Annotated in this window: 29 protein-coding genes and 6 pseudogenes; 16 read left to right on the top strand and 19 right to left on the bottom strand. The window is 61.7% G+C overall.

Going from position 1 to position 26,328, the window contains the following annotated elements; translation table 11 throughout:
• Nucleotides 1-55 precede the first annotated feature (55 nt).
• A complete protein-coding gene (locus JOH52_RS21060; RefSeq protein ID WP_107010559.1) occupies nt 56-1,483 on the bottom strand; it encodes an arabinose isomerase in 1,428 nt (475 codons plus the stop codon).
• Nucleotides 1,484-1,728: 245 nt separating this feature from the next.
• Between JOH52_RS21060 and JOH52_RS21055 the strand changes: the two genes are divergently transcribed.
• On the top strand, nt 1,729-2,616 hold the full coding sequence (locus JOH52_RS21055; protein ID WP_003526198.1) for a helix-turn-helix domain-containing protein: 888 nt from the start codon (nt 1,729-1,731) through the stop codon (nt 2,614-2,616).
• A gap of 17 nt (nt 2,617-2,633) precedes the next feature.
• Here the strand turns inward: JOH52_RS21055 and JOH52_RS21050 are convergent, their stop codons facing one another.
• Genes JOH52_RS21050 through rfbF form a run of 3 tightly spaced genes read right to left on the bottom strand, consistent with a single transcriptional unit; the run spans nt 2,634 to nt 5,707 of the window.
• Complete coding sequence (locus tag JOH52_RS21050; protein ID WP_028005524.1) at nt 2,634-3,866, bottom strand: class I SAM-dependent methyltransferase; 1,233 nt, start codon at nt 3,864-3,866, stop codon at nt 2,634-2,636.
• A 6-nt stretch (nt 3,867-3,872) separates the two neighbouring features.
• On the bottom strand, nt 3,873-4,943 hold the full coding sequence (gene rfbG, locus JOH52_RS21045; protein WP_014530230.1) for a CDP-glucose 4,6-dehydratase: 1,071 nt from the start codon (nt 4,941-4,943) through the stop codon (nt 3,873-3,875).
• Nucleotides 4,940-5,707, bottom strand: a complete 768-nt coding sequence (gene rfbF / locus JOH52_RS21040; RefSeq protein WP_010976066.1) for a glucose-1-phosphate cytidylyltransferase — start codon at nt 5,705-5,707, stop codon at nt 4,940-4,942. The genes rfbG and rfbF overlap by 4 nt, the downstream gene beginning before the upstream one ends.
• A gap of 243 nt (nt 5,708-5,950) precedes the next feature.
• Here rfbF and JOH52_RS21035 point away from each other — a divergent pair, with 243 nt between their 5' ends.
• The 5 genes from JOH52_RS21035 to JOH52_RS21015 all read left to right on the top strand — a co-directional run bounded on the left by JOH52_RS21035 (nt 5,951) and on the right by JOH52_RS21015 (nt 10,575).
• Nucleotides 5,951-7,390: an FAD-binding oxidoreductase gene (locus tag JOH52_RS21035; RefSeq protein ID WP_028005527.1), complete on the top strand. Its 1,440-nt coding sequence runs from the start codon at nt 5,951-5,953 to the stop codon at nt 7,388-7,390.
• A gap of 42 nt (nt 7,391-7,432) precedes the next feature.
• Nucleotides 7,433-8,854, top strand: a complete 1,422-nt coding sequence (locus JOH52_RS21030) for a pyridoxal phosphate-dependent decarboxylase family protein (RefSeq protein WP_088203795.1) — start codon at nt 7,433-7,435, stop codon at nt 8,852-8,854.
• 172 nt (nt 8,855-9,026) lie between these two features.
• Nucleotides 9,027-9,512 carry an EF-hand domain-containing protein gene (locus JOH52_RS21025; RefSeq protein ID WP_164828853.1) on the top strand — a complete coding sequence of 162 codons (486 nt, stop codon included), beginning with the start codon at nt 9,027-9,029 and terminating at the stop codon, nt 9,510-9,512.
• Nucleotides 9,513-9,594: 82 nt separating this feature from the next.
• Complete coding sequence (locus JOH52_RS21020; RefSeq protein WP_439794717.1) at nt 9,595-9,957, top strand: DUF488 domain-containing protein; 363 nt, start codon at nt 9,595-9,597, stop codon at nt 9,955-9,957.
• Nucleotides 9,958-10,299: 342 nt separating this feature from the next.
• Nucleotides 10,300-10,575: a hypothetical protein gene (locus tag JOH52_RS21015; RefSeq protein ID WP_013850457.1), complete on the top strand. Its 276-nt coding sequence runs from the start codon at nt 10,300-10,302 to the stop codon at nt 10,573-10,575.
• 68 nt (nt 10,576-10,643) lie between these two features.
• On the opposite strand, the gene JOH52_RS21010 is transcribed toward JOH52_RS21015, so the two are convergent.
• The 7 genes and pseudogenes from JOH52_RS21010 to JOH52_RS20990 all read right to left on the bottom strand — a co-directional run bounded on the left by JOH52_RS21010 (nt 10,644) and on the right by JOH52_RS20990 (nt 15,431).
• Nucleotides 10,644-11,444, bottom strand: a complete 801-nt coding sequence (locus JOH52_RS21010; RefSeq protein ID WP_015008169.1) for a class I SAM-dependent methyltransferase — start codon at nt 11,442-11,444, stop codon at nt 10,644-10,646.
• 461 nt (nt 11,445-11,905) lie between these two features.
• On the bottom strand, nt 11,906-12,109 hold the full coding sequence (locus JOH52_RS35165) for a hypothetical protein (protein WP_192937491.1): 204 nt from the start codon (nt 12,107-12,109) through the stop codon (nt 11,906-11,908).
• A gap of 241 nt (nt 12,110-12,350) precedes the next feature.
• A complete protein-coding gene (locus JOH52_RS35160) occupies nt 12,351-12,542 on the bottom strand; it encodes a LysR family transcriptional regulator (RefSeq protein ID WP_234704669.1) in 192 nt (63 codons plus the stop codon).
• Complete coding sequence (locus JOH52_RS36170; RefSeq protein WP_234704670.1) at nt 12,472-12,867, bottom strand: helix-turn-helix domain-containing protein; 396 nt, start codon at nt 12,865-12,867, stop codon at nt 12,472-12,474. The genes JOH52_RS35160 and JOH52_RS36170 overlap by 71 nt, the downstream gene beginning before the upstream one ends.
• Nucleotides 12,868-12,873: 6 nt before the next feature.
• Nucleotides 12,874-13,692: a non-homologous end joining protein Ku gene (gene ku, locus JOH52_RS21000; protein WP_107010561.1), complete on the bottom strand. Its 819-nt coding sequence runs from the start codon at nt 13,690-13,692 to the stop codon at nt 12,874-12,876.
• An 11-nt stretch (nt 13,693-13,703) separates the two neighbouring features.
• Nucleotides 13,704-14,588, bottom strand: coding sequence for a non-homologous end joining protein Ku (gene ku, locus JOH52_RS20995; RefSeq protein ID WP_028005531.1), 885 nt, complete (start codon nt 14,586-14,588; stop codon nt 13,704-13,706).
• Nucleotides 14,589-14,757: 169 nt separating this feature from the next.
• Nucleotides 14,758-15,431 (bottom strand): annotated as a pseudogene (locus JOH52_RS20990) (isochorismatase family protein).
• A 68-nt stretch (nt 15,432-15,499) separates the two neighbouring features.
• Between JOH52_RS20990 and JOH52_RS35150 the strand changes: the two are divergent.
• Both JOH52_RS35150 and JOH52_RS20985 read left to right on the top strand, forming a co-directional pair.
• Nucleotides 15,500-15,719 (top strand): annotated as a pseudogene (locus JOH52_RS35150) (LysR substrate-binding domain-containing protein); the annotation flags it as partial.
• Between the two features lie 156 nt (nt 15,720-15,875).
• Nucleotides 15,876-16,097 carry a hypothetical protein gene (locus tag JOH52_RS20985; protein WP_028005533.1) on the top strand — a complete coding sequence of 74 codons (222 nt, stop codon included), beginning with the start codon at nt 15,876-15,878 and terminating at the stop codon, nt 16,095-16,097.
• A gap of 428 nt (nt 16,098-16,525) precedes the next feature.
• Here the strand turns inward: JOH52_RS20985 and JOH52_RS35145 are convergent.
• Nucleotides 16,526-16,721, bottom strand: a pseudogene (locus JOH52_RS35145) (hypothetical protein).
• A gap of 35 nt (nt 16,722-16,756) precedes the next feature.
• Between JOH52_RS35145 and JOH52_RS20980 the strand changes: the two are divergent.
• Nucleotides 16,757-17,134, top strand: a pseudogene (locus tag JOH52_RS20980) (hypothetical protein).
• A gap of 310 nt (nt 17,135-17,444) precedes the next feature.
• A protein-coding gene (locus JOH52_RS20975) for an IS3-like element ISRm1 family transposase (protein ID WP_107010562.1) occupies nt 17,445-18,663 on the top strand; the annotation gives its coding sequence in 2 pieces (ribosomal slippage) (nt 17,445-17,794 and nt 17,793-18,663; 1,221 coding nt in all).
• Nucleotides 18,664-18,984: 321 nt separating this feature from the next.
• Here JOH52_RS20975 and JOH52_RS20970 read toward each other — a convergent pair.
• Entirely contained in the window at nt 18,985-20,148 is a 1,164-nt protein-coding gene (locus JOH52_RS20970; RefSeq protein ID WP_027991824.1) for a calcium-binding protein, read from the bottom strand.
• A gap of 539 nt (nt 20,149-20,687) precedes the next feature.
• Here JOH52_RS20970 and JOH52_RS20965 point away from each other — a divergent pair.
• Entirely contained in the window at nt 20,688-20,930 is a 243-nt protein-coding gene (locus JOH52_RS20965; protein ID WP_164851900.1) for a hypothetical protein, read from the top strand.
• Nucleotides 20,931-21,095: 165 nt separating this feature from the next.
• Here JOH52_RS20965 and JOH52_RS20960 read toward each other — a convergent pair whose 3' ends face one another.
• Entirely contained in the window at nt 21,096-21,332 is a 237-nt protein-coding gene (locus JOH52_RS20960; RefSeq protein WP_013850465.1) for a hypothetical protein, read from the bottom strand.
• Nucleotides 21,333-21,435: 103 nt separating this feature from the next.
• Between JOH52_RS20960 and JOH52_RS20955 the strand changes: the two genes are divergently transcribed.
• A complete protein-coding gene (locus JOH52_RS20955; RefSeq protein WP_088203800.1) occupies nt 21,436-21,609 on the top strand; it encodes a DUF3606 domain-containing protein in 174 nt (57 codons plus the stop codon).
• A gap of 140 nt (nt 21,610-21,749) precedes the next feature.
• Here JOH52_RS20955 and JOH52_RS20950 read toward each other — a convergent pair whose 3' ends face one another.
• The 4 genes and pseudogenes from JOH52_RS20950 to JOH52_RS20940 all read right to left on the bottom strand — a co-directional run bounded on the left by JOH52_RS20950 (nt 21,750) and on the right by JOH52_RS20940 (nt 23,600).
• Nucleotides 21,750-22,022, bottom strand: a complete 273-nt coding sequence (locus tag JOH52_RS20950) for a hypothetical protein (protein ID WP_164830166.1) — start codon at nt 22,020-22,022, stop codon at nt 21,750-21,752.
• A 67-nt stretch (nt 22,023-22,089) separates the two neighbouring features.
• Nucleotides 22,090-22,298 (bottom strand): annotated as a pseudogene (locus tag JOH52_RS35140) (hypothetical protein).
• A pseudogene (locus JOH52_RS20945) lies at nt 22,295-22,736 on the bottom strand (hypothetical protein). The pseudogenes JOH52_RS35140 and JOH52_RS20945 overlap by 4 nt, the downstream one beginning before the upstream one ends.
• A 636-nt stretch (nt 22,737-23,372) precedes the next feature.
• The gene (locus JOH52_RS20940; RefSeq protein ID WP_234704686.1) at nt 23,373-23,600 is read right to left on the bottom strand and encodes a transposase; all 228 of its coding nucleotides are present in this window, start codon (nt 23,598-23,600) and stop codon (nt 23,373-23,375) included.
• Nucleotides 23,601-23,729: 129 nt separating this feature from the next.
• On the opposite strand from JOH52_RS20940, the gene JOH52_RS20935 reads away from it, so the two are divergent.
• From JOH52_RS20935 to JOH52_RS20925, 3 genes are all read left to right on the top strand, one after another.
• Nucleotides 23,730-24,050 (top strand): hypothetical protein, encoded by a 321-nt coding sequence (locus JOH52_RS20935; RefSeq protein WP_013850469.1) that lies wholly within the window; start codon nt 23,730-23,732, stop codon nt 24,048-24,050.
• Nucleotides 24,051-24,062: 12 nt separating this feature from the next.
• Entirely contained in the window at nt 24,063-24,233 is a 171-nt protein-coding gene (locus JOH52_RS20930; RefSeq protein ID WP_013850470.1) for a hypothetical protein, read from the top strand.
• 95 nt (nt 24,234-24,328) lie between these two features.
• Nucleotides 24,329-24,694, top strand: a complete 366-nt coding sequence (locus JOH52_RS20925) for a hypothetical protein (RefSeq protein WP_028005538.1) — start codon at nt 24,329-24,331, stop codon at nt 24,692-24,694.
• Between the two features lie 121 nt (nt 24,695-24,815).
• Here JOH52_RS20925 and JOH52_RS20920 read toward each other — a convergent pair whose 3' ends face one another.
• The gene (locus tag JOH52_RS20920) at nt 24,816-25,094 is read right to left on the bottom strand and encodes a hypothetical protein (RefSeq protein WP_017275273.1); all 279 of its coding nucleotides are present in this window, start codon (nt 25,092-25,094) and stop codon (nt 24,816-24,818) included.
• Nucleotides 25,095-25,740: 646 nt separating this feature from the next.
• On the opposite strand from JOH52_RS20920, the gene JOH52_RS20915 reads away from it, so the two are divergent.
• Complete coding sequence (locus tag JOH52_RS20915; protein ID WP_026029866.1) at nt 25,741-26,151, top strand: response regulator; 411 nt, start codon at nt 25,741-25,743, stop codon at nt 26,149-26,151.
• The last annotated feature ends 177 nt before the right edge of the window (nt 26,152-26,328 follow it).

Raw genomic sequence — 26,328 nt, 5'->3', positions numbered from 1 at the left:
GTTGACTATAGGTTTCTCGCGGGTCTCGAGTTGCAGCTCTCCCGGATTTGTCCGTTCAGCACACCTGGACCACTTGCAGACCGAGAAGTTCGCCGAGTTTTGCGATCTTGCGGGCGATGTGACCGACGCCGACGGCGCAGTGATGCGCCGGTCCCTGCGCGTTCCAGTCCTCCACGAAACGGCGCGCCCCGACATCGAACTTGTAGCGGCTGTTGGTATTCCCGATCTCGAGAACCGGACCAGGCACGGATTGTCCCTCCGCACATAGGAGGACGATCCGGCCCTCACGCTCGATCACGGAAAGAAGCGTCACGGGACCATGCCTGACGGACATTTCGACGCTGATGCCGGAGCCGACCTTGCCGTGATAAACCTTGAGGGGACGTATCTTCGTTCTGCCTTCCGAAACCTTGATGTGCCCCGGTCCGTCATGCCCCATGACGACGACGTCGTCGTTGAAGTCCATGGCGTAGTATTCGGTGAAGGATCCGCCCGCGCCGAAGGTGTCCATGATCTTCATCGCCTGGGCGTTCTTGATCTCGTACTCGCCCGCGACCGGAATGCCTGCCGCCGTCAGAAGCGAGCACCCGACGATCACCGATGCGATGAGATCCTCGTATTCATGCCCCGCCACCGATTCGTAATAGTAGGCGAGCGAGCCGAGCCTTTTCTGCTCGGCAAGCTTGCGCAGGGCCACGGCCGTATGCGCTGCCCGGTGCAGTTCGGCGGGATCGCAGTCCGGCTGGATGTCGAACTCGCTCCGGATATTTTCGAGGCAAAGCTCGACCTCCGCCTCGGTCGCCTCGCGCCGGAGCCGGGCGAGCTCGTCGATCTCGACGATCTCGATGTGGGTTCCGAAGGCGGCCGCTTGGGCGGTCAGGTCGGAATAGATGTCGAGCATGCCGTTATAGTACCGGCCCATCACGCCCAGGCGGTTATGTGCCATGACATGGGCGACCCGCGCCGCGTCCATCCAGTCGCCAATCTCCCGGTCGACATGCGGATCGCCGTTGAGCATGCCCGTGATCTGGTGGAACGCGATGCCGGACCGCCGGAACACATTGGCGATTTCCGGTACCGGGCAGGCTCCGCAATGGGCGAGCCAGTCACCGGTCATCTTGGTCCTGTCGCCGAGCGCATTGAAGCTGTGGTAGTCGATCGCGGCCGCAGGCTGAAGATTGAGGATCACCACCGGCACGCGGGCTCGCCGGACCACGGGCAGAACGGTGGACGACAGAGCATAGGTAGTGACGTGAAGGAATATGATATCGACATCGGCCTCGCGAAAGCGGTGACCAGCGTCGTATGCCGCCTCGGCAGAGTCGATGAGGCCCAGGTTCACCACCTCGATGTCGGGTCGGGCCAATTTCTCGGCCATCTGTCCGACATAGCCTGTGAGCCGATCCTCCAGGCTCTCAAACTGGGGCCAGTAAGTGGACAGACCGATGCCGAAGAGGCCCACCTTCAAGATGCGGTCCGTCATGAGCGCCCCGCAACCGCAAGGCAAAGATCATGCTCCGGCAGCAGGCTCGTGCCTGCTGCCCCGTGCGGCGATCGGTTCATCATATCTCCTCCGAGGACCGCGCTCTCCCTGCGGCCATGGCGGCTTCCGTTGCCGACAGCCGAAACTTGCATCCCCGGGTAAACCCTAGCATCGGCCATGCGGATTGACATCATGGTCTTTTCCGCAAAAATGATCAGAAGCATATAAAAAGTGATCCTGAGGGGATGCCTTTGGCGGAGAACTATTTCCTCTATCTGCCCGATAACAGGCTGTGTTCGGCCTGGGGGTGCACGGCAGTATCGACCGGCCATACGAAAATACCTCCGCATTCGATCTACCCGCCGATACGTCATCCCGATGACCACCACTTCGACTGGAAAAGAGGGAGGATCCTCCAGGCCTATCAGGTGATCCTGATCGCGGACGGGCGGGGCATGTTCGAATTCGGACGGCGCGGGAAAACGCAACTGGTGGAAGGCGGATCGATCGTTCTCCTGTTCCCCGGCGTCTGGCATCGGTTTGCTCCGGATCCGGAACTGGGCTGGACGGAGAACTGGATAGAATGCCGAAGCGCGGCATTCGACTTTGCGCGTGCGATTGGCCTAATCGACCCCGCGCGCCCCGTCTTGCCCTCGGGGCCGGAATTCGCCGCCATTTTCGATGAGATTCACGACCGTGCTGTCGAAGACGGTTTGAAAAACCAGCCGGTTCTATCAACGCTCGGCCTGCAATTGCTGGCGCTACTCTCACAGCAGCAGGAAGGCGCCTCCGCTGCTCCTGCGGACCGGCTGGTCGAAAGGGCGCGCGTGCTCTTGATGGAACGCTGTGCGGACCAGATGCCGGTCGAGGAAATCGCCCGCGAACTCGGTGTCAGCTATTCCTATTTCCGGAGGGTATTCAAGGAGAAGACGGGAGCCTCACCCAAGCAGCACCAGATGGCGCTCAGGATCCGGCGGACACAGGACATCCTGACCAATACGGATAAGCCTATCAAGGAAATTGCCGCCTTGCTCGGATTTAGCTCGGCCTTTCACCTGTCGACCCAGTTCCAGGATCTGATGGGATGCAGCCCGTCGGAATACCGGAGGCGATCGGGCAGCCTGGGCGAATGAGGTGCAGGCAGCCCGGCTCAGATCACCCGCACTTGCGGAATGGCGACGACGAAGCGGCCGCCCCAGGAGCGGATATAGGCGTGGGCGGCGACGATCTCGTCGGTCAGGTTCCAGGGCAGGATGACGACATAGTCGGGTTTTACGGCCTCGATCCTGGCGGGATCGTAGATCGGAATGTGGCTGCCGGGCGAGAGCTTGCCCTGCTTCAGATCGTTGCGGTCGACGATGAAGTCGATGTCCGACGCGGTGAGCCCGCAGACGTTCAGGAAGGTGTTGCCCTTTGCCGCCGCGCCATAAGCCGCCACGCGCTTGTTCTCGCTTCTGGCGTCCGCGAGAAACGCGCGGAATCCATCGCAGACCGAAGCGATGCGCTTGCCGAAGGCGGCGTAGGTGGGCATCTGCGTGAGCCCGACGCTTTCCTCCTCGGCCCGCACTTCGGCGAGCGTCTCGGTCGCCGGTCTCGTTCCGGTCACCGGCTGGGCGTAGACGCGCAGCGAGCCGCCATGGGTAGGCAGTTCCTCTACATCGAAGACCTTCAGCCCGCAAGCGGCGAAGATACGTTCGACGGCCGCGAGCGACAGGTAGGAATAGTGCTCGTGATAGATCGTGTCGAATTGGATGCCTTCGATCAGCCGCAGGAGGTGCGGAAACTCGAAGGTAGCGACGCCGTCCGGCTTCAGGAGGATCGCAAAGCCGCTGACGAAATCGGCGATATCCGGCACATGCGCAAGCACATTGTTGGCGGCGGTGAGATCGGCGCGGATGCCGCGGGCGACGAGCGCGTTGGCTGTGTCGCGGCCGAAGAAGGCGACATGAGTCGGCACGTTGCGGCCTTCGGCGATCCTCGCGGCATTGGCCGCCGGCTCGACGCCGAGCACCGGAATTCGCTTGGCGGCGAAATACTGCAGCAGATAGCCGTCATTCGACGCGACTTCCACCACCTGCGAGCGGCCGTCGAGAGCGAAGCGTTCGGCCATCGCCTCTGCATAACGGCGCGCATGGTCGAGCCAGCTCGTCGAGAATGACGAGAGATAGTGGTAGTCGGCGTTGAAGATTTCGTCGGCCGGGACCGTCTCCGTCGTCTGGACGAGCAGGCATTCGGAACAGACCATCACCTTCAGCGGAAAAGCCTTCTCCCGGGCGATCGCCTCCTCGGTCGGTTCGAGAAACGAGTTGGACCAGGGCGTCGCCCCGAGGTCGGCCACAACGGTTTCAAGCGGGGTCGAGCAGAAGCGGCAGGAGTGGGACATCTTGGGTCAACGGCCTTTCGTGAATGCTTCTATCTGATCGAGCGTGAGCTGACGCGCAGCTTCGCCGCGACGCCAGCCGTCGTACCAGCGCGCGGTCCACTCGATCGCCTGGCTCTGGGCGAGGCGGGGGCGCCAGGCGAGGGTCTCGCCGGCGAGAGCCGGATCAAGGCCGAGCGTTCGCATCTCGCGCGGTTGCTCGAGCGCCGAGACGTCGTCCCATTCGGGGTCGAGCCCCATCGCGGCCTGCACCGCGTTCGCCACGTCGCGCACGGGGATCGCCTGCTCGGAGGGCGAGGGGCCGAAATTCAGCGCGTCGACATCGCTTTCGCCCTTGAAGAGCGCCTCGGCGAAGAGAAAATAGCCGTTGAGACAATCGAGCACGTGCTGCCAGGGGCGCGTCGCGAGCGGGCTGCGGATGTTGAGCCGGGTGCCGGAAAGCGCGGCGCGCACGACGTCGGGCACCAGCCGGTCGGCGGAAAAGTCGCCGCCGCCGATCACATTGCCGCCTCGTGCCGTGGCGACGCGAATGCCGCACTCTCTAAGATAGGCGCTGCGCCAGGTTGCGACGGCAAGCTCGCAGGCTGCCTTGGAGCCCGAATAGGGGTCGTGCCCGCCGAGCGTGTCGCTCTCCCGGAAATGCCGTCCGCTCTCGTCGTTGCGATAGACCTTGTCGGTCGTCACAACGAGAACGGCTTTCACGGAAGGCGTCGCACGGGCCGCTTCGAGCAGCCGGACCGTGCCCATGACATTGACGTCGAAGGTTTCGGCAGGCGCCGCATAGCTTTCGCGGACCAGCGGCTGCGCCGCCATATGCAGGACGATCTCCGGCTCGCTCTTCCGTGCAATCGTCGCAAGCGCTTCCCCGTCGCGTATATCGCCGAATTGCCCGCCCAGGGCTCCGCTCGGATGCAGCAAGTCATGGAGCGACGGCCGGGAGGCGGGCGGAAGGGCATAGCCGGTCACATGCGCGCCCATCTCTTTGAGCCATACAGCCGCCCAGCTCCCCTTGAAGCCCGTATGGCCGGTTAGCAGGACGCGCTTTCCCGCCCAGAATTCCGGATCAGGGAGACGGCTCATGCCCAGATCTTCCAGGGAGCGCGGTTCTGCTGCCAGAGCTCCTCGAGCTGGGTCTTGTCGCGCAGCGTGTCCATCGGGCGCCAGAAACCGTCATGCGGGAATGCCATCAGCTGCCGGTCGCGCGCCAGGCCCTCGAGCGGCGCGCTTTCGAAGGCGACGTCATCCCCCGCGATGCGGTCGAGCACGGAGCGATTGAGAACGAAGAAGCCGCCATTGATACGGCCGTTGTCGCCGGCCGGCTTTTCGGTAAAGCTCATGACCTGCCCGGCTTCGGTGGCGAGCGCACCATAGCGCCCCGGCGGCACGACGCTCGTCACCGTCGCCTCGCGGCCGTGACGCAAATGGAATTCGGTGAGCGCGCGAACGTCGACATCGGCGACGCCGTCGCCATAGGTCAGGCAGAAGGTATCGCCGAGATAGCCGGCGACACGCTTCAGGCGGCCGCCGGTCATGGATTCCGGTCCCGTATCGACCAGCGTCACCCGCCAGGGTTCGGCACTCTTCGTGTGATAGGCTGTTTCGCCCGTCGCCATGTCGAAGGTGACGTCGGAGGAATGCAGAACGTAGTTGGAGAAGTACTCCTTGATCATGTAGCCGCGATAGCCGAGGCAGATAACGAAATCCGAAAAGCCGTAATGGCTGTAGATCTTCATGATGTGCCAGAGGATCGGGCGCCCGCCGATCTCGATCATAGGCTTCGGCCTGAGGTGGCTCTCCTCCGAAATGCGGGTGCCGTATCCGCCGGCGAGAATGACCACCTTCATGCCCACGACTTTCCCTCTCCATACTGCCTTCGACCGCCATTTCGCGGATTGCCGCGCCGGCGGTTCATTGGAGCATTTTAGCCGCGATTGCAACAATTGCGGTGGCGGGAACCCGTGTCGGCGCCCTGCAACCTAACTCCAAAGGACTAGGGGCGGCGACCGCGGGTCTGCTTGCCGGGTGCAGGGCAAAGGCGCAGAATGCCCGCCGCTGGGGGCAATGGTTCACCGCGGGAGGAGCGAATCATGAACGACATGAGCCTCACCAATCTACAAAGCGGAATAACAATGGTCAGCGCCGCGGCAATCGAGGCATTTACCGCGCGCCTTCGCGGGCGCGTCCTGATTGCGACCGACGCCGCCTATTACGAGGCGCGCACGATCTGGAACGGCATGATCGACCGTAGGCCCGGGCTTATCGTGCAATGCGCTGGAGCTGCCGACGTCGTCAATGCGGTGCGCTTCGCGGCGGAGAACCAGTTGCTCGTCGCGGTGCGCGGCGGCGGTCACAACATCGCCGGCAACGCGGTCTGCGACGGCGGCATGGTAATCGATCTCACGCCGATGAAGTCGGTTCGGGTCGATGCGACGACGAAGACGGCCTGGGTCGAGCCGGGAGCGACGCTTGCCGATCTGGACATGGAGACGCAGGCCTTCCGTCTTGCATTGCCGACCGGCATCAACTCGACAACCGGTATTGCCGGCCTGACGCTCGGCGGCGGGTTCGGCTGGATCACGCGCAAATTCGGATTGACGATCGACAACCTGCTTTCGGCCGATGTGGTCACGGCGAACGGCGAGCTGGTGCGGGCGAGCCCCACCGAACACCGCGACCTTTTCTGGGCCATCAGGGGCGGCGGCGGCAATTTCGGGGTCGTGACGACCTTCGAATTCCGCCTGCACGAACTCGGCCCCGAGGTGCTCTCCGGGCTCGTCATCCATCCCTTTGCCGAAGCCGGAAGCGTGCTTCAGCAATATAGGCAGGCGCTCGAAAATGCGCCGGACGAACTCACCTGCTGGGTGGTGATGCGCCAGGCGCCGCCGCTGCCCTTCCTTCCGACCGAATGGCACGGCAAGGAGGTCGTCGTGCTCGCCATGTGCTATTGCGGCGATCTCGAAGCGGGCGAGAAGGCGATGGCGGGGCTGCGGGCGATCGGCAACCCGATCGCCGACGTGGTATCGCCGCATCCCTTCGTCGGCTGGCAGCAGGCTTTCGACCCCTTACTCGCTCCGGGTGCCCGCAACTACTGGAAGAGCCACGACTTCATGGAGCTTTCCGATCAGGCGATCGGGATTCTCACCGAATCAATCCGGCAGTTGCCGGGCCCGGAATGCGAGATATTCATCGCCCATGTCGGCGGCGCCGCCGGTCGCGTCGCGCCCGAGGAAACCGCTTTCCCGCAGCGCAACTCGCACTTCGTCATGAACGTGCATGGCCGATGGCGGGACCCGGCGATGGACCAGGCCTGCATCGACTGGGCGAGGCATCTCTTCGAGGCGGCAAAACCCCATGCCGCCGGCACGGCCTACGTCAATTTCATGCCTGAGGACGAGATGGACCGGGTCGAGGCCGCCTACGGCGCGAACTATGGCCGGCTCGTCGAGATCAAGCGGCATTACGACCCGCTCAATCTCTTCCGGATGAACCAGAACGTCCGGCCGATAGAGGAACGCGGGGCGGCCTGAAGCGGGCGGCCTCGTTCGTAAGGCAACACCTGGAGGCAGTTCATGAAGGAGGAGACGACCCGCGAAATTCTTCAATGCGCGGCGGAACACGCCGCGCGTTTCCGCGAGAAAATTACGGAGCTGCCGCAGCGGCCGGAGCTATCCTACCCCGCCGCCTTGGAGACCTTTCGTGAAACTCTGCCGGAACGGGGAAGCGCCGGTAGCGAGGTGATCGGCGAGCTTGCCGCCAAGGCGGAGCCGGGGCTTCACGCGATGACCGGGCCGCGCTTCTTCGGCTGGGTCATCGGCGGTTCGCATCCGGTTGGGGTTGCGGCCGACTGGATGACGAGCGCCTGGGGCCAGAACGCCGGCAACCACCACGCGGCGCCGGCCGCAGCCGCCGCCGAGGCGATCGCGGCCTACTGGCTGCTCGATCTTCTCGACCTGCCGCGGGAGAGTTCCGTCGGTTTTGCGACCGGGGCGACGCTTGCCAATTTCATCTGCCTTGCCGCAGCGCGGGGAGAGGTGCTGCGGCAGGCCGGATGGGATGTCGAGGCGCAGGGCCTCTTCGGCGCGCCGCCGGTCGTGGTCCTGATCGGCGACGACGCGCATGCGACGGTCTTTTCGGCGCTGCAGTTTCTCGGCTTCGGGCACGACCGCTTGCTTCGCGTCCAGACCGACGAAATGGGTCGCATCACCGGGCCGGCTTTCGCCGGGGCAGCGGCGCAGGTCTCCGGTCCCTGCATTGCGATACTGCAGGCAGGACAGATCAATACCGGTGCCTTCGACGACTTCGCTGGCATTATGCCGATTGCCCGGGGTTTGGGCGCCTGGGTTCATGTCGACGGCGCCTTCGGCCTATGGGCGCGCGCCACTCCCGGAAAGCGCGGGCTCACCGACGGGATCAACGAAGCCCACTCCTGGGCGACCGATGGGCACAAATGGCTGCAGACGCCCTATGACTGCGGATATGCCATCATCCGCGATCAGGAAGCGCATCGCCGGGCGATGACGATCGCCGCGAGCTACCTGCCGCCGACCACCGAAGGTGAACGGGACCCGAGCCATTTCGTGCCCGAACTGTCGCGCCGAGCCCGCGGTTTTGCCACCTGGGCGATGATCAAGCATCTGGGACGCGAAGGCATTGCCGCCATGGTCGACCGGCACTGCCGCGTCGCCCGCGCCATCGCCCAGCGGCTGAGCCGCGAAGACGGCATAAACGTCCTGAACGAGGTAGCCCTCAATCAGGTCCTTGTGCGCTTCGGAGCGGCAATGCCGGGTGAGGAAGGCGACCGGCTGACCCAGGCGACGACCGCCCGGCTGCAGGCCGACGGCATCCTGTTCGCCGGTGGCGCCGTCTGGCGCGGCCGCAGGGTGATGCGGATGTCGGTCATCTCCTGGCTGACAGACGACCGCGCCGGCGAGGTAGCCGCCGGGGCGGTCATCGCCGCCTGGCGCGCCGTTCGTGATGGCACTGAGGTGTAAGGCGCTTTTGCCCGGCTCCGAAAGAAGGGCGGCGCGTATCGGAACCTCTCCACGCCCTTGCGGTTAGCAGGCGATGAGGCGGCTGTTCCATGACCGCGGCGAAGCCGCCGCGCCGTGCAAGGACAATGCAGCCGCTACCGCACCCCGACGTGCAACTCGAGGAGGAGCTCACATGTCACCGATGAAATTTCCGACCGTGACGGCTCTTGCCGCCACCATGGCCATCAGCGCCGCAACGGCCGCCGCCGCGCAGGCCCCCGCTCCAATTCCGCCCGCAGGAGAAATGCCGGCCCAGGATCAGGCCATTGAACCCGACTTGCAACCCGGCGATCAGGGGGGCGCTGGAAGCGTCACCCAAGGCGATCAGCCAGACATGATGCGCGAGGACATGGTACGCGGCGACGGGAAGCGCGGCGACCGGATGCGGCACCGCGACCGAATGCGGCACCGCGACCGAATGCGGGACATGATGATGCACCGGCAGACGATGCACCGCCAGATGATGAAGATCATGTTCGCCATCACCGATGCGGACAATGACGGCGCTCTTTCCTTCGAGGAGATCAGCACCATTCACAAGCGGGTTTTCGACAAGGTCGATATCAACCGCGACGGCAAGGTCACGCCGGAAGAGATACAGGGATTCTTCCACGATTAGGAAGGCTCCGCTACGCTGGATGAAAGCAGTTTTCCTCGCCGGGGAAGGTTACGGCCGCCCCGGCCCGTCTCATGGGGACCCTATGGCATCACTCCAGTTGAAGCGCGTCTACCAGGCGCCCGAGGCGTCCGACGGGACGCGCATTCTCGTCGACCGGCTATGGCCGCGCGGCGTCACCAAGGAAAAGGCCGGCATCGACCTCTGGCTCAAGGACATTGCGCCCAGCGACGCGCTGCGCAAGCGGTTTCATGGGAAGCCGCAGGATTGGAATGCGTTCTGCGTCGCCTATGCGGAGGAGCTCGAGAGCGGGGCGGCGGGGGCGGCGGCGGCGGAGTTGCGCGAACGGTTGAGTGAGGGGCCGCTGACGCTGCTTTATGCGGCGCGCGACGAGGCCCACAACAATGCGGTTGCGCTGAAGGCGTGGCTGGAGCGGGGAGGGACATAGGCCGCTTAGATCACTATGATTTCAAGTCGGATCGGCCTAAAATCATGGAGGTAATCGATTCTAATAAGCAGGGCGGCACGCGGGCGGAAAACCGCATGCAGTTCTCCTCATCCCGCTCTGAAGACGTGGACAGTGACCTTCACGGATCATCCGGAGCGTGGTTGCCGGTAGCAGCCCGGCATGCGGTAGCCGCATAGTAGCCATTCCTTGCATTCGCCGTGCCTGATACCGATCTATGCAATGAAAGCTTCGACCCGGACTCCAACAATAAACGTGGCATACGTCCGCCCGGCCGACCGGCCGCGCCTGCGGAGGCCGCCTTAACGACTAAAGGAGCCAGCAATGCGGGATTCTGCCAAGACCCTGAATGAGATGACGCCTCGCGAGCGCGCAAACCTGATGACCCTCGTCGCGGACGCACTTGAAGCCACCGCGGACGAGGCACAGGAAATCGGCGATGATCGGTTTGCAGCAAACTCGATCAGTCTCGCCAGAATTATCAGCGGTTGCGCCGAAGACGTCGCGACGATGGATTTGCCGGCCGCGGAGCTTCTTTTGCAGCACGGTATCTCGCTGATCGCGCTGTTCCGGCGTGAAGCGCCGCCTGTTCTGCATTAGGTCGTGTGCCTATGCTGGCCAAGCGGACCGGCTGAGAATGTCAGTGAACGCGTTAGCGTGCGGCTCGATCACGGAACTGTGCCCCGGCAGACCCAGGCGACGTTCGCAAAGGAGCGCGGACCGTCGGGCCGGCCGGCCTCGTAAGCGTCGCGCACGGCGGCACCGGTGCGCGCCCGCTCCTCCGCATCAAGCGTTGCCACATATTTTCCGAGCGGCCCTTCGCCGGCGCCAATGGGCGCCCAGTAATCGTCGAAGTTCCCGTAATCCATGCGGATCATCAGCTCGCTTTCCGTAATGTTCGCGAGACCCTGCTCGACGAATGTCCGCTTCATTTCTCCTGGCTGCATCATCGGCTGGAAGCAGTAGCGGGCGCGAAGTCGGCGCCCGCCTTCGCTGAGCGCCGCCACTGTGTCGACCATCATGCGCATACCGGGCATTCCGCCGAGATGGTCCCACACCGCCGCCGCGACGACGCCACCCGGACGCACCACGCGGCGCATCTCGGCCACGGCCTGGCCCGCTTCGGGGACGAAGTGGAGCACGAGAAGGGCGAAGGCGCGGTCGAACGTCCTGTCTTCGAACGGCAGGGCGCAGGCATCCGCTTCTCTAATCTTTATGCGCGGATTGGTGTTGCGCCGGGTCGCCTCCTCCACGAAGACGGGTGAATAGTCGATCGCGGCGATCTCTTTGAGCCTGGCGGCATCCGCGAGCGCGAAGGTGAGACTGCCGGTGCCGCAGCCGACATCCAAGACCTTTTCGCCATCGGCGACGCCGGCAAAGTCTATGAATTTCGGCGCAAGCTTCCGGCTCCAGCGGCCCATAAGCTGCTCATAGCCGGCTGCATCATGCACGTTGAAGCTTGATGTCATCAGGGCCCCCTTCGCCGCGAGTGGTAATCTAGACCTGTGATGAGGGGTTGCCAAGGCGGCACGCATCACGCGCGTCCCACTTATCTCAGCGAAGTTCTAGCTAAGCGATTCCCTTGAATGGACCAGGCCGAATAAGCCCCAGCCAGATAAAGAACACGTCGCGATCGGAGCTGCGGCGGACCTGGCCAGTCCATCTGCAACTCTGTTGTGTGGTCACGCCATTTCGCTGTTTGGGGAATGGGGGTTTCCACCGCCCTGGTCATCGTCCGACCACCCATCGTCTGGCCACCAACCCTTCCAGCACCAAGCACCTCTTCCGTCTGCGGTCGCGCCGGATACCGCCGCACCGGCTCAAGCGATCTGCTGAGCTCGGCGCCCTTGGGCGCGCAAGCCTGTTCCAACCGTTAAAACTAAGCACTTCCGGACGGAAAACCGTTACACATTTTCCTGGAAGTGCTCTACTAAATGTCGGAAAGTCCCGCTTCTTCGATGTCCGCGGCTCCGAGCATCAGGAACTGGTTCAGCAGCCACGCCGCGGCCGGGCCCGGCGGGGTATCCCGGCGCCAGATGCCGCCGAAACGGTAGATGCCCCCCTTGTGGTCCGGCATGGAAAGCCGGAGCAGCGCACCACTTGCCAGGTCGGGTTGTATGAGTGGGAGAGGCATGTTTCCGCAGGCCGATTCCCTCGCGCAACAGCGCTGCTTCACGCCAAGATCCGCAAGCCGACGCGGGCTGTGCACGAAAAAATCCCCGCCTGCGGTCCGCTCCATGCGCCCGAGCGGGTGATGGGGTGCCGCCACTGGGGCCATTGATACGGAGCCCGCCGCGATGCACTCACGCCTCGAACGCCGGTCGCCAAGGGACCGGAGATGCCGATGATGGCGTTGTGGTCCAGTACTGCCGCGGTCACCGCCCCGAGCGCCTCGACATGCAGTCGGAGCGCTTCGGCGAAGGCTCGCAGCACCTTTCCCAGCCGCTCCTCGGCAGCATGACGTCGACGGCCATATCCACTTCTACTTCCAGCCCGTCATGCAGGGCCTTGACCTTGGTGCGCAGGCCGTCGATACCTTCGGCGAGCCCATTCGCTTTGGCGAGCACGGCGCGCCCGGCGGCCGTGAGTTGCGGTTTGCGCGTGCCCGTGCTCGAATAGTTCAAGGTCCAGCTGCGATTCGAGATTGGCCACACCGTAGGTGATGACCAAGACGGCGTGGTTGAGCTTGCACGCGGCCCCGGCAACGCTTCCGCTATCGACCACCGCCAGAAAGACGCGGAGCTGCTCGAAGGTCGGAGTTCCTAGATTCGACACTTTCCAAAACCGCGCCACAGGGCGCAGGCCAACCTGGCCGACGACCGAGCAATGTTGGATGTACCGATGTTGCCACCCGCGGGGTACCTGGGTAGCTCCACGTAAGCCGCTCGCCATCCCTCCTTAAGACTTCTTGCCCCCGGGTTTCTTTTTCTCGAGGCTTCCCTTGAGCGCCGCCATGAGGTCGATGACGTTCCCGGCGTGGACCGGCTCTCCCTCCTTGGCTTTCGGCTTGGCTACCTTCTTCGCCGACTTCCGCTTGCTTTCTATAATTTCGAGCAGCTTTTCTTGAACGGGATCGCTGACCATGTTGGGATTCCACGGTTTGCTGCGCTCTTCGATCAGCGAGGTGACGAGGCTCATCAGTTTCGGATCGTTATCCCCATCGCCGATATCGGCGAAATAGTTCTCCGGCTTGCGCAGCTCGTCGCCATAGCGAAGGGTCCATACGACGATGCCTTTGCCGCACGGTTCCAGCATCACGGCTCGTTCGCGGCGGCCGATCACGAGCCGGGAAATGCCGGCGACCTTCTCGGCTACCATGGCGTCGCGGATCACGCTGAATGCTTCGTGGCCGACTTCGTCCGAAGGCGTAAGGTAGTGAGGCTTCTCCAGCCAGATCCATTCGATCATATCGCGCGGAACGAATTTCTCGATGTCGATCGTCCTCGCACTTTCGAGAGCGACACTCTCCAGCTCTTCGTCCTCGATCACGAGGAAATCGTTTTCACCGCGCTCGTAACCTTTCACCTCGTCGTCTTCGTCGACCTCCTTGCCGGTCACCGCATCGACATACCTGGACACGACGCGGTTGTTGGACTTGCGGTTGAGCGTGTGGAAGCGGACCTTCTCGGACTCGCTGGTCGCCGGCATCATCGAGACGGGGCAGGTGACGAGCGAGAGCTTCAGGTAGCCTTTCCAGTATGGGCGTGGGGGCGCCATCGTTCACCTCCCTAGCTGGCGCGGCGGCGCTGGGCGGGCGCGCTCTTTGCAGCCGTTTTCGCCTTGGTCTTTGCCGCGCTTTCCTTGCCCGCGCGCTTCTTCGAGGCTGCCGGGGGCTTCTTCATCCCGGCGCTTTGGCGGAGCGCCTCGAGCAGGTCATTGGCTTTCGAGACTTTCGGCGGTGCGCGTTTCGGCAGCGACTTGCCTTCGAGCTTGGCCTTGATCAGATCGGCGAGCGCGGCCTCGTAGCGATCGTCGAATTCTTCGGCCGAGAAAGTGCCCTTCTTCATGCCGATGATGTGCTTGGCGAGATCGAGCATCTCGCCCTCGATCTTGGTGTCCGGAATCTCCTTGAAGGCCTCCTTTGCGCTCCGGACCTCGTAGTCGAAGTTCAGGGTCGTAGCGATCAGTCCCTTGTCATGCGGTCGAAGCAGAACGGTGCGCATGCGCCGGAAGAGGACCGTTTGGGCGATTGCGGCGACCTTCTTCTTGCGCATGCCTTCCCGAAGCAAGGCAAAGGCATCCGTGCCCATCTTGTCCGGTGTCAGATAATAGGGCTTGTCGAAATAGACCTTTTCGACGTCGTCGCAGGGAATGAATGCCTGGACCCGCAAGGTCTTGTCGCTCTCCGGAACGGCTGAGGCGACTTCCTCCGGCTCGAGCACCACATATCGCTCGTCGCCGATCTCGTAGCCCTTGACCTGATCTTCCTTTTCCACCGGCTTGCCGGAGACGCTGTCAATGAACTCGCGCCGCACCCGGTTTCCGGTCTCGCGGTTGACCGTGTGGAAGGCGATCCGGTCGGAGGTCGACGTCGCGGTATATAGCGCCACCGGCGCAGTGACTTCACCAAATCGGAGATAGCCCTTCCATTGGGCTCGTGCCGAGACTGCCATGGCTAACTCCCTGCATATCCAGGGGAGTCAACCGAATCGCATTCCGCTTTGTTCCGGTACGGGGCAAATCTCTTGAAAGATACGGAGCGAAGCAGAATGGGGATGACGAGGCTCGACAAACGATCGGCTCACAAAGCGTCGTTCAAGAATCTCGTCATCCCCGCTCAGATCAGCCCGCGTCCTTTGGCACCGGCGTGTTGAGCAGCTGCTGCTCCCAAAGGAAGGCGATGCCGCTGCCGGCGGCATGCTGCACGAGCACCTCCGAAAGCTCGGCGGCATGTCCGGGGCCAGCCGCGCTGCCATTCCGCAGCCACCGCCAGCCAGGTCATCATGTTCGCGCCAGCCGTGATCATGCGCTGGATGGCGACCTCGTGGGCCTCGACCGAAGTGCCGCCGGACGCATCGGTGACAACCGTCACGTCCCAACCTTCGCCGAGCGCCTGGATCGCCGGCGCAACGCATATCTCGGTCCACCGCGAGGATGAGCTGCTTGCGGCCGGTGGCCTTGACCGCGTCCACGACCTTCTCATCCTGCCAGGTGTGGATGAACGTCCGATCGATCACCTCTTGGCCGGGAAACACGTCAGTGATCTGGGGGAAGATGCGGCCGCCCCGATCAGCGATCACGCTCGTCAGAATCGTGGGCACGGCGAAGGCCTTGGCAGCCTTCGCCAGAGCCGCCGCATTGTTGACCAGCATCTGCGGTTCGTGGCTGTTCACGTTTGTGAGCTGATAGGGCTGGTGGTCGATCAGAACGAGGACCGAGTCTTGAGGACGAAGAAGCGAATCAAGTCCGTTACGAGGGTCATCAAGACCTCCTTTGTCCGCCGCTATGGACGGCAATGGGTTTCACGGGAGACATGCGCCAGCGGGCGACGTTGCCTGGACGCAATTTGCTGTTCCTTCTGGTTGCGGCCCGACTCGGCATCGCCTGGCTCCCCGATTGCATCACACACGAATATGTGGCCTCCGGCACGCTCGTTCCGATTATGAGACGCTATCCCCACCTTCGGCAGGCGCGTATGTCGTCCGACCGCCGGGTCGGCACCCCGCTCGCAAAGTCCGGGTCCTCGTAGAAATGCTGATGAGTACTTCGCACGAAATCCGGACGTTTGGGATCTCGACCGTTAGAACACGAACAGGGCGAAGCCTTATCAACGAATTGCGTTCGACGGTTGCTCCACTGCGAGCCGAATAGGAATTCGGCGATCGTCTGGGCAGCAGGCCGATTGGCCAAAATTTCGATGACAACATATTCAGCCGCAAGAGCGCGGTATCTGGAAAATCATGGTCGATCTCAATCAGGGTTTTGCCAATCCGCTTTCCGACGAAGCGCTTTTCACCTGGCACAAGATGCCTGACCGGGGAGGGCGCATTGAAACGATTGGGGCGTACCTCGCCCATAGCGACCCGATGCAGGTGATATCGGGTAGAATCGGCCAGCCCAAAATCCATTTTGAGGCACCTCCATCCAAGCAGATAGATCGATGGCGGCGCCGGCAGCGATAAGGCCTCTTATGCAGGCGCATACGTCGGTGTGGTCGCAAGCTTGGCTAACCCTGCAGGCAGCACCAGCGAGGCGGCGGGCGATGTATCCCGTCGTCCTCGAACCAATCCCATGTTCGGGGATGGGATGAGAAGGGGCTTGCTTTCCAAAACACAAAAGACCCGCGATCCGGGGCCGAGGAGCGGGTTAGCGGTACGCATGATACGAGGTGCGGCTTTTATTGGGCGAGGCTCGTCGCCTTCTGCGGTTAGCAACGAGCCTCTGGCCGCCATGAATGAGGCGGCTGCTAACCAGAAGCAAACCACAGATCAGATCCTCCACCGATTCAGCTATCAGTGTTAACGGGCTCGTCCTTACGGGGAGGAAGAGGGTATCCCCCTGCGTCTTGGAGCTGAAGCCACAGCCACACATTCATCCAGGAAGGCTTGCGTCAGCCTGATCTTTCGGTTTCGACCAAAAGCGAAATGGGCTCAATCGGTCTTGCGTTCAGAGCCTTTAGATTCTCGGCGGCCTGCGAGCTGCGCTGCAAAGTCCAGCAAATTGTAAACCGCGCGGTGCGCCGCGATTTCCGAGAGGTCAGAAGCCGGTTCGTTTCGGCCGGCCCATTTCGCATCGCTATCGTCCATGTAGGGCATTGGCCGAAACACAGGAAACCGGAAAAATGGTCGCAACTCTGGAATGGAGGTTTGAATATGACGTCAACACGCTGGTGATCCTGTTCGGCTTTGGCTGCGGCCTCGTAGCGTGGGGCGCGCGACACGGCAGAGGGTGAATGCCAATCAGGATTCGCAGGCAAATTTCATCGATTGCCTCGACAAGCGCCTGACGGACGTCTCCCTCCGGTAGATCGATAATCACGAGCCGAATATCGGCGGTGGAGAAGCAGGCGGCCGAAGCGGCTACCTCAATGAAGGCTGTCGAGAACACGCTCAACAGCCTTTCCATCGTTACGCGTGTGATGCGCGAGACCCTGCAGCGGATCGAGGCCAGTCAGCGGCGCGCAGCTCCGGCGTTAATGCCGGCACTGCTAGTGGTGTGACAGCCACCGTCTGCCGAGATATTCCAACGTTTTCAGGCGGGCGGTATCGCGTTCGTGGTTAACGCCAACCGACTTCCGCCGATATGGAATCGTTCTCTTTGGAGTGTCTGGCGCGGGTTTCTCGTCAGTGGATGCGCTTTCTTCCGGTAGGCTGTGATCGTCTCGGTCTCGCATCCTTGAAAGTCCTGTAAAGCGTGCGCACCTCAGAGCTTCCCAGAAGGGACGACGCGGGGAGCTCTATGAATTAGCCCCCGAAAGGCCCGGACATGCTCCCCCACTTAGCTAAGTGGGTAGGAGTAATGTTGGTAATATGACTAGCAGCAATTTTAAGATGGAAGTCCTCTCCGGGCCGGAACGTCGGCGGCGCTGGAGCACGGCAGAGAAGCTGGCGATCATCCACGAGACCTATGAGGCGGACGCGACGGTGAGCATCGTCGCGCGTCGGCACGGCATCCAGCCGAACCAGTTGTTCGCCTGGCGCAAGCTGGCGTCCCAAGGGGCACTGACGGCGACGGCCGCCGAAGAGGAGGTTGTTCCGGCATCCGAATACCGGGCGCTTCAGGCGCAGGTGAAGGAGTTGCAACGACTGTTGGGCAAGAAGACGATGGAGAGCGAAATCCTGAAGGAAGCCCTCGAAATCGCCGGTAGCCCAAAAAAAATCTGTTGCGCTCGCTCTCTCTTCCGAGGGGGATTTTGGGATGAAGAGCGTTTGCGAAACTTTGGGTGTCGCTCGCTCGAATATCGCCGCGCGTGCCGCAGGCTCCCCTTCCAGAGCCAGAGGACGCCCGCCACTACCTGATCGCGAGCTGGTGGAGGACATCAAGGCCGTCATCGCCGATATGCCCACCTACGGCTATCGGCGTGTCCATGCCATCCTGCGTCGGAATGCCCGGAAACTGGGGCGTTCGTGGCCAAATGCCAAGCGCGTCTACCGGGTGATGAAGCTGCACAATCTGCTATTGGTGCGCCACACCGGAGCGGTCGATAATCGTCTCCACGAGGGTCAGGTCGCTGTCGAACGTTCGAACATCAGATGGTGCTCCGACGGCTTCGAGATCGGCTGCGACAACAAGGAGAAGGTCCGGGTCGCCTTCGCCCTCGACTGCTGCGACCGTGAAGCAATCGCCCATGTCGCCACCACCGAGGGCATCAAGAGCCAGGACGTGCAGGACCTCGTGATCACAGCAGTGGAGAACCGCTTCGGCCGCATCAACATGCTGTCCGAACCCATCGAATGGCTCACCGACAACGGCTCCTGCTTCATCGCCAAGGACACCGCGTCCTTGCTCCGCGACATCGGCATGGAACCGTGCACGACGCCGGTGCGCAGCCCGCAATCGAACGGCATGGCCGAGGCCTTCGTCAAAACCTTCAAGCGCGATTACGTCGCGGTGAACCCCACCCCGGATGCCGAAACCGTCATGGCGCAACTGCCGTTCTGGTTCGAGCATTACAATAATCTTCACCCGCACAGCGCCTTAGGATATCAATCGCCGCGCGAGTTCATCAGCTCGCAATCTCAAACCTGAGCATGTCCGGTCTTTTGGGGGCAACTCCACTCTAAGGCATCACTCACACGAGCGGCAGACGAGAATGCCGCTCCGGGTGACAACTCCAATATGCCTCGATGATTTCGCTCAGCGCTCCGCCTAAGAACCTTTGCCATCGATGAGCCGGACTAAGGTTCGGCCGACATGGACACGAGACTTGCAGACCTAAAACGCAAGCCGCGGCTCCTCATCGAGCTTAACCAGCTCGGATATGAGGGGGGATGTGCAGCACCTATCCGCAGCCGATGGTCGGTACGGGTGGATGGGACTGCCGACTGCAGTTAGGCCATCGCCCCGGGCCTATGCGAAAACGAAGTCCGCCCTCGAGAAGTTGGCAGCGGTGAGACTGCCGTTGGGATCGTCCACCAGGATGGAGAACGCGTTCCCGGCAGAATTGTAGCCCTTCACCAGCACGTCGCCGCCGGTGGCGTCGTAGGCGTAGATCGTACCTGCGGCGCCGGAGTTGGAGTACTGCTTGACCCCGAGCGTCTCGATGGCAAGCAAGTCCAGGCCATCCTGAAAATCCATGACGGTATCCTGGCCAGATAGTGCCCCTAAGCCCTTGAAGACAAAGCGGTCGGAATCGGATCCGCCCCAGAGTATGTCGCTTCCCGCGTCGCCTGAGAGAACGTCTCGGCCTGCGTCACCCCGCAGTGTGTCATTGCCAGTGCCGCCAAAAAGGCGATCCTGATGGATGCCGCCGCTCAGATAATCGTCGCCGGCCCCGCTGGTCAGGATGTCATCTCCGTCATCCCCAAAGGCCCGGTCGTTACCGGCCCCCACCGAGATTCTGTCATTGCCGCTGCCACCATGGGCTTCGTCGCTTCCGCCCTCCGAATCCAACACATCGTTGCCGTCGCCGCCATCGAGATAGTTGTTTCCGTTGCCGCCATCGACGATGTCGTCGCCGATGCCGCCATAGACCCGGTCGTTTCCGGATTGGCCCTTTAGAGCGTCGTTGCCCCCTTCGCCATAGATGGTATCGTTGCCGGCGCCACCACCTACCGCCTGCTGCGTCAGCTTGCCCGTTGCGGGGTTCACCCGATTGTTGAAGCCGTCGTCTCCGGACCCAGCAAAAATAATGTCGTCGCCCTCGTCTGCGTCGATGTAATCTTCTCCCGCGCCACCAAAAATCTTGTCGTGTCCCCGACCGCCCAGCATCTGGTCATGGCCATGGCCGCCATCGAGAACGTCGTTGCCTTCCCCGCCGTCAAAGATGTCGTTCCCTATTCCACCCATGAACGCATCGTTCCCGAGGCCGCCGTCGAGCCGATCGTTACCCTCGCCGCCCTCGGCATAGTCATCGCCGACGCCGCCGACGATATAGTCATTGCCATCGCCGCCAAAGATCCTGTCATTGCCGACGCCGCCGTAGAGATAATCGTCGCCTGCATATCCCCATATCTGGTCGTCGCTAAGAAAGCCACGGATGACGTCAGACAGGCTAGTTCCATTGAGGATCATTTCTTCCCTCTAGATTTCGCGGAGCGGTAATTCGTGAGAAGGCTCAAAGTGACTAGCGGATCTTTTAAGGCTTAAAAACAAAGCGCACAATTCGGACAGGTGGACTAGACCACTTGTTGGGATACTTGCTAGCGAAAGTCGAGGGTGACCGAGCCAGCAGATTAGCCCGCAGACAAAAGCCCGAGGCGAGGGGCCTGGGCCTTCCATCGAGATGGAGTGTAGGGCTGGGGGCCATCCCAAACCCCTTATGGGTTTGTCTGTAATGCGACGGGCCACGGGCGGTGGCTTCAAGAACCTTTGTGTGCCGTTCTGGTTAAGTGGTTAAGCGCCTGCCACATTCGGGCAAGAAATGCCTCAAAAAGAGAATTCCGAAGTTTTGCGTCTCGGTTCAGCCTGGCGACCTCTTTTTCGGAGTGTACGAACGACGTCGACCCGTAACGCGGTGGCAAAGAGCGCCGGCCGTGCTGCAACTGCGTTTCACCTGCTAGTCGGCTTCCTTACCATCCAGCACAATTTCAACGTCCAGCAGAACGTCTCTGGTGACAGCTATCATATGGGCGGTCACGACTATGGCGGCTTTCGTCGCCGGGATCTTTATGAACAAGTTCGTCGAGTTCCGGTTGGACACGCGGGCCACATCGAAGACGCGTCTCAACGACTTCGATGGAACAACAAAGGCGTCTCTTCTGGGGAAACCGCAGCTCGACCAGAGGATCTCGATGCGAGGTAGTCTGTTGGAATTCCAGATAGCGGCGCGCGAGATAAGCTACAACCGGCGCTGACCAATCAGGCGCTTTCCCTTGATTCCGTTTCTGCTGAGAGTAAAATATCCGCAAGCGACGTTCGAAGCGGTTCCCTTGAATGGAACAGGGCAATTCGCCCCAGCTATGTGACGGCAAACGTCGCGATCGGAGCTGCAGCAGTCCCCCGCTGCAGCTCTATTTGTGTCAGGCCATCTCTCGGTCTTGACGAACGGGGCTACCGCCGTCGCCGCCGCCATCGTCATCCGGCCCCCAACCTTGCCAATCATCACCCAGCGCTTCCTTCGCCTGGCGACCATGGAGACGGGCGATGAGCATCTGTAGCAGCTCGTGCTCTGAAATGCCGCTCTCCGGCGGCGGGTCGGCGGCAATGTCCTTCTGGCAGTCCCAAATGAGCTGCTTCATCTTCTCTTTGCCGGCCATGGTCCATCTCCTCGGCAGGTGAACACGTCACCGGGCATGAGGTTCCAGTCCTTGCCGACGGCCGGTCGGCTCCTATCCTTTATCCATGTTGATGGAGGAAAGCATGGCAGATAATCCGAAGAAGAGAGGCCGCGACCGCGAGCTGGTGTCCGAACAGGAGCACGAGGTCGCGTACCTCATGCGAACGGCGAGGGTGACGCGGCAGAAGGCGCTTGAGGCGATCCGCGAAGCCGGGCCGAACCGAGATAAGGTGATGGACTACCTTCAGTGCAAGTAGAAGATATCAAAAAGAGTGAGTGCCCGCACCAGGGGATGGTGGCGGGCACTCTGAACAGGTTGGGGGACCTGGTGCCGCGGAATGCGCGGCGCCACGAATAACGCATCTCGTGCGACTTTGTTCCAGGCTTCCTGCAGCATTTATTTACCAGGTTTGGCCTTCCCTTTGGCGTTATTTCCTCCTTTACCGCCCTTCGTGCCATTTCCACCCTTGCCGCCCTTTGCACTATTCCCGCCGCCGCCCTTTCCCCCGGAGGCGCCGCTGCCGGATGCTGCGATGGCATCAGAAGTGAGGCTGGTCGACAGCAATATGGTCACTGCAGGCGGGGTGACTGCCGCGAAGCGGCCGCAAGCCTTTAAAAACTCGCGCCTATCTTCCTCGGCGGGCGAACCCTCTTTTCGAAGCTCGTCCAATTGCTCACCCTCCGTTTGGCTGCGGTAATTCTACAGCAGTTGCTAATGTTCACCAATATAGCTTTCTCTATAGCCGTTGGCCTGCATCTGGCCGCTGATCGCTCGACCGCATCTGCGCGATTTTCCATTCGGGCCGATGCTCAAAGCAGAACCAACTCGGCTCCGACCGGCCGACGGTGAAACCAAAGCCACCCCATCTCGTGCAGCCAGGATGCTCGCAGCAATGGACATAGCGGCCGGTCTCGTAGTGGGGTTCGCGCCATGTTCGTCACTCATCCGCTTGATCCTCCTCCTCGGCCGGCGCCAAACTGCTGCTCGAAAATCTCTTCCCAATTCGGATGGCAGGAAGCGCCGACGTGCTTCAATGGCTCACGCCAGCAGTGCGGCCGAGATTATCCGCGCGATCTCCTTGCGCGCGCTATCTGCTTTTGGTCGGTCGCGGTCGCAGGCGGCCCGCCGCAGTTCAAGCGGGATCGAGTAGAGCGTCTGCGTAACGAATGGTGTGATTGCCGGAGACCGCAACACCGTCTCGACATCGAAGATTGCAAAGACCCCGAAGGATTCGGCAACTCCCATAGCGAGTTCGTGGACGCCGCGCACCTCGACGGGACCGCGATACTGGTCGAGACCGGCACAGGCCCGCCTTTGGTGCAAAGGCATTACCGCAAGATCGACTTCAATTCCGGTTCCTATCTCATCTTCAAGTGTTCGCATGATGCGCGCCTTTCGCCCCTGGACTGGCGCGCCGCATCGCCGCCGAATGTTCCTAATATGTTCTCTCAGCCAAAAGAGTCAGTTCGGCTTTTTCCGGGTCCTGTGTTAATGGTTAGATGGCCAAAGCATCCTCAAAGAAGGCTTGCGATATCGCTCCAATCGATCCCATGCCGGCGCGTGTCGATCCCTGCCTTGCGACGCTGGTCGACAAGCCGCCGAAGGGGTCGGACTGGGCTTACGAAGTGAAGGGCACGTGTGTGGACGCCACGGAAGATGCAAGCGGAAACTTACCTCGGTACAGGCATGTGGTCAGGCGCTGACGTTTGTCCAGCCTCATGTGGCGAGATCGAGGCGCCGCGGGCCTTTATGGAGTTCGTGGATCGGATCCCAATCGGCTACACTTGCTTCTGAGCACTCATCCCACTGCTGGTTTATCCAATCCCGTTCCTGACCGATTGCCCATAATCGCCGTTAGACCTCACCACATTCCCGATGTCTCGCGACTTCTGGCTGCTGCATCAGGCAGGGCCAGGGGCCGGATCTTCGTAGACGCCCCGCGAGCCATGAGAGCCCAGGCGATACGCGCCAATTTGTTGGCCAGAGCGACTGCAATCAGCTTTGGCGGTTTCGTCAGAATCATTCTTGCCAGCCAGGTACCAGCCGGCGCGCCGCGTCGCCTCGCCCAACGGACGACGGTCGTGGCTCCAATGATGAGCAGCCGCCGCAAATCTCGCTGCCCATTTTCGATGTCCTTCCCAGATGCTCCTTGCCTCCGGACGAGTTCTGTTTTGGCGTAAGCCCGAAACACGCCGCAAAATCACGGCCCTTGGAAAAGGCCGCCGCCGAGGGTGCCAAGGCTTCCATTGCTGTGGCGCAAATTGCACCAATACCTGGAATGGTGGTCAAGCGCGAGGCAACCTAGTCCTGTCTAGCTCTGGCCCGCAAGTCTTGCTCCAGGGCGTTGATCTTAACCCTCCATCAAAGGAACCAGACATGCGTTCACTGATCTTTGCATCGGTGGCGGCGCTTTCGCTCGCCTCCTGCACGACGACCGGCTCGATAGATTCGGCCATCCAGAAGAATCTGCCGCAGGTTTGCTCGGCGGCCGCGACGGCTCACTCAGCATTCCTGATCGTCGCCAGCACCGGCAACATCAAGTCCCGAACGATTGCCCGCGAGGCTGCGGCCTGGTCGGCGCTTGACGTCGTCTGCAAGAACCCCAGCAGCGTCACCGCCGCAACCGCGCTTGTGAAGGCTGCCGAAGCCTATGCGGCAATCACCCTCGCCCTGCGCGAAGCCAAAGCCGCAGAATAAGGAGAGACCTTCATGAACATCTCGAAAGCAATCGCCGCCGCTGCTGGGGGCGCCCTGACCGGCACGGCGGGCATTCCCTTCATGCCGGAAAATACCCCCTGGTACGGCTATCTGGCGCTCTACGCGCTCACGATCGGGCTGCCGGCGCTGCTAACCTACATCGCGCCGAAGAACACGCAGTAACGACAACGGGCCGGCTCTCATTCTCAAGGGCCGGCTCTTCCACCGTGGCATTGTATTACGAGGGCAGGGGCTTGGCTGAACAGGAACCCGAACAGATAGTTGCGACGCCGAAATGGAGGTTCGCATATAACCTCAACACCCTCGTCATCCTGATAGGCTTTGCCGGCGGTGTCGCCGCTTGGGGGGCTACATGGGAGCGGCTGAGTGCGAACCAGGAAGTGCATGCCTCTTCGATCGATCGCCTCGACAAGCGCCTGACTGCGGCGGAGGTATCCCTACGCCAGCTCGACAAGCACGAACTCCGGATCTCGGCGGTGGAGAAGCAGGCGGCCGAAGCGGCCACCTCTATGAAGGCCGTCGAGAACACGCTCAACAGCCTTTCCACCGATACACGTGTGATGCGAGAAATATTGCAGAGGATCGAGGCCAGCCAGCGCGACGGCGCCCAGCTGGGGCAGTGAAGTGGCAGCGCCCCCGGCGAGGTAGGGCGCTGTCTGCTCAGGTCGACTCCGGCAGTTGGAGGGGAAGTTCTAAGAAGCCGACATGAGTTCGCGCTGAGCGTCGCAACTCGCCAGCGACCGCCTAACTCCTCAGTTTCCACATCGTTCCGAAGAACTCCGGTTCGGTCCACCACTTCGTGGGTGCCGCGGCGCTGATGTCGTCACCGCCGGCTGGGTCTTCGTCATCGGGCAACCAGCCTTGCCAGCCATCTCCCAGCGCATCCTGCGCCTGCTGCCCGTCGAGGCGGCTAGACAACTGCTGGAGCAGCTGGCGCTCCGAAATGCCGCTCTCCGGCGGAAGGTACGCGGCGATGTCTCTCTGGCAGTCCTGGATCAGCTTTCTCATCTTTTCTGCACTCATCTCAATGGACACTCCCTTTTGAACAGCAAACCCCGCGCTGTGGCGGGGCTTGTTCTGTCCGAGACAGCCCGTTCAGGACCAGAACATGACACTCCGGGCTGTCGTACTTGAGTGCACAACTTGCTGGCATAACGTTGGTTCCGCGCCTAGCTCTTAAGGATTACCGGCGCTGCGAAGATGCCGGTGTCCGCTGCAGGAACGTCATCCAGGGCCGGGCTAAAAAGCGAATGCCCGCGCGCGGGGACGACACGGGCACTGCTAAACAGGTTGGCGACCTGTGCCGCAGAGAGCGCGGCGACACGGTAACGCATCTCGTGCCACTTTGTTCCAAGGCTGCAGCATTCCGTTGGGCGTGTAGTGTCGTCGCCAGCCGGCCACCAGCGCTTCCTTTGCCTGCTGGCGGCCAAGACGGGTCATGAGCCGCTGCTGCAGCTGGTGTTCCGTTACGCCGCTCTCGTCAGCTTCTTCATCTTTTGCGCGTCGGCCATGGCCTGTCTCCTTGCCCGATCAACACGGCACGGCGCGTGAGCTTCCGGACTTGGACGCCGGTTGGGCCACAGCGGTAGTGGGAAAAAGCGATGAAGTTTCTGGGGAACCATACACCATGCCCGCACGTTCAGTGCGATTCAGCCGTACGGGAATAGTTATGGAAGCGGTTACAATATTGCTCGCTGACGATGAAGCGCTGCTGCTCATGGATTTCGAGGTCGCGCTCGCCGATGCGGGATTTCATGTGACAGCGGTCACGAGGGGCGGGAAAGCGATAGAGATTCTCAGGGCTGCAAACGCCCCAATCGATGGAGTGGTTACCGACATTCGGTTTGGCGAATACCCGGATGGCTGGGAAGTGGCGCGTGTTGCCCGCGAGATCGACCCTGACATACCGGTCGTTTACATCAGCGGCCACGGCGCTGTGGACTGGGCGTCGAAAGGTGTCCCGAACAGCATTATGATTGAAAAGCCGTTTACCTCATCGCAGCTGTTAACGGCCGTTTCCCAACTCCTTAACGCCAGACCACCCCGTGCTTCTCAACATGATGCCGGCGACACAGGATGACCAGCGCGTAATTCTCCCAATAACGCAGGGGTCGCCATTTTGCGCAGCATGTCCCGATCGCGTACGCCGGATTGAAAGAGCGAAATTAGCCTTACGGCGATATGCTCTGCATCTTCGCAGTCTCGGCCAAGTCCTCTCTCAGTCAAGAGTTGGGTTAAGATTTCGTCCAGAAGGCTG

It is taken from the genome of Sinorhizobium meliloti (assembly GCF_017876815.1).
Classification (GTDB): domain Bacteria; phylum Pseudomonadota; class Alphaproteobacteria; order Rhizobiales; family Rhizobiaceae; genus Sinorhizobium; species Sinorhizobium meliloti.
This window is presented reverse-complemented; position numbering and strand designations above follow the sequence as displayed.

Bases quoted from the DNA above. Each gene is read 5' to 3' on its own strand.
- JOH52_RS21060 (WP_107010559.1), bottom strand. From the start codon at position 1,483: ATGACGGACCGCATCTTGAAGGTGGGCCTCTTCGGCATCGGTCTGTCC.
- JOH52_RS21055 (WP_003526198.1), top strand. From the start codon at position 1,729: ATGCCTTTGGCGGAGAACTATTTCCTCTATCTGCCCGATAACAGGCTG.
- JOH52_RS21050 (WP_028005524.1), bottom strand. From the start codon at position 3,866: ATGTCCCACTCCTGCCGCTTCTGCTCGACCCCGCTTGAAACCGTTGTG.
- rfbG (WP_014530230.1), bottom strand. From the start codon at position 4,943: ATGAGCCGTCTCCCTGATCCGGAATTCTGGGCGGGAAAGCGCGTCCTG.
- rfbF (WP_010976066.1), bottom strand. From the start codon at position 5,707: ATGAAGGTGGTCATTCTCGCCGGCGGATACGGCACCCGCATTTCGGAG.
- JOH52_RS21035 (WP_028005527.1), top strand. From the start codon at position 5,951: ATGAACGACATGAGCCTCACCAATCTACAAAGCGGAATAACAATGGTC.
- JOH52_RS21030 (WP_088203795.1), top strand. From the start codon at position 7,433: ATGAAGGAGGAGACGACCCGCGAAATTCTTCAATGCGCGGCGGAACAC.
- JOH52_RS21025 (WP_164828853.1), top strand. From the start codon at position 9,027: ATGTCACCGATGAAATTTCCGACCGTGACGGCTCTTGCCGCCACCATG.
- JOH52_RS21020 (WP_439794717.1), top strand. From the start codon at position 9,595: ATGGCATCACTCCAGTTGAAGCGCGTCTACCAGGCGCCCGAGGCGTCC.
- JOH52_RS21015 (WP_013850457.1), top strand. From the start codon at position 10,300: ATGCGGGATTCTGCCAAGACCCTGAATGAGATGACGCCTCGCGAGCGC.
- JOH52_RS21010 (WP_015008169.1), bottom strand. From the start codon at position 11,444: ATGACATCAAGCTTCAACGTGCATGATGCAGCCGGCTATGAGCAGCTT.
- JOH52_RS35165 (WP_192937491.1), bottom strand. From the start codon at position 12,109: ATGCCTCTCCCACTCATACAACCCGACCTGGCAAGTGGTGCGCTGCTC.
- JOH52_RS36170 (WP_234704670.1), bottom strand. From the start codon at position 12,867: ATGGCGAGCGGCTTACGTGGAGCTACCCAGGTACCCCGCGGGTGGCAA.
- ku (WP_107010561.1), bottom strand. From the start codon at position 13,692: ATGGCGCCCCCACGCCCATACTGGAAAGGCTACCTGAAGCTCTCGCTC.
- ku (WP_028005531.1), bottom strand. From the start codon at position 14,588: ATGGCAGTCTCGGCACGAGCCCAATGGAAGGGCTATCTCCGATTTGGT.
- JOH52_RS20985 (WP_028005533.1), top strand. From the start codon at position 15,876: ATGGTCGATCTCAATCAGGGTTTTGCCAATCCGCTTTCCGACGAAGCG.
- JOH52_RS20970 (WP_027991824.1), bottom strand. From the start codon at position 20,148: ATGATCCTCAATGGAACTAGCCTGTCTGACGTCATCCGTGGCTTTCTT.
- JOH52_RS20960 (WP_013850465.1), bottom strand. From the start codon at position 21,332: ATGGCCGGCAAAGAGAAGATGAAGCAGCTCATTTGGGACTGCCAGAAG.
- JOH52_RS20955 (WP_088203800.1), top strand. From the start codon at position 21,436: ATGGCAGATAATCCGAAGAAGAGAGGCCGCGACCGCGAGCTGGTGTCC.
- JOH52_RS20940 (WP_234704686.1), bottom strand. From the start codon at position 23,600: ATGGAAGCCTTGGCACCCTCGGCGGCGGCCTTTTCCAAGGGCCGTGAT.
- JOH52_RS20935 (WP_013850469.1), top strand. From the start codon at position 23,730: ATGCGTTCACTGATCTTTGCATCGGTGGCGGCGCTTTCGCTCGCCTCC.
- JOH52_RS20930 (WP_013850470.1), top strand. From the start codon at position 24,063: ATGAACATCTCGAAAGCAATCGCCGCCGCTGCTGGGGGCGCCCTGACC.
- JOH52_RS20920 (WP_017275273.1), bottom strand. From the start codon at position 25,094: ATGAGTGCAGAAAAGATGAGAAAGCTGATCCAGGACTGCCAGAGAGAC.
- JOH52_RS20915 (WP_026029866.1), top strand. From the start codon at position 25,741: ATGGAAGCGGTTACAATATTGCTCGCTGACGATGAAGCGCTGCTGCTC.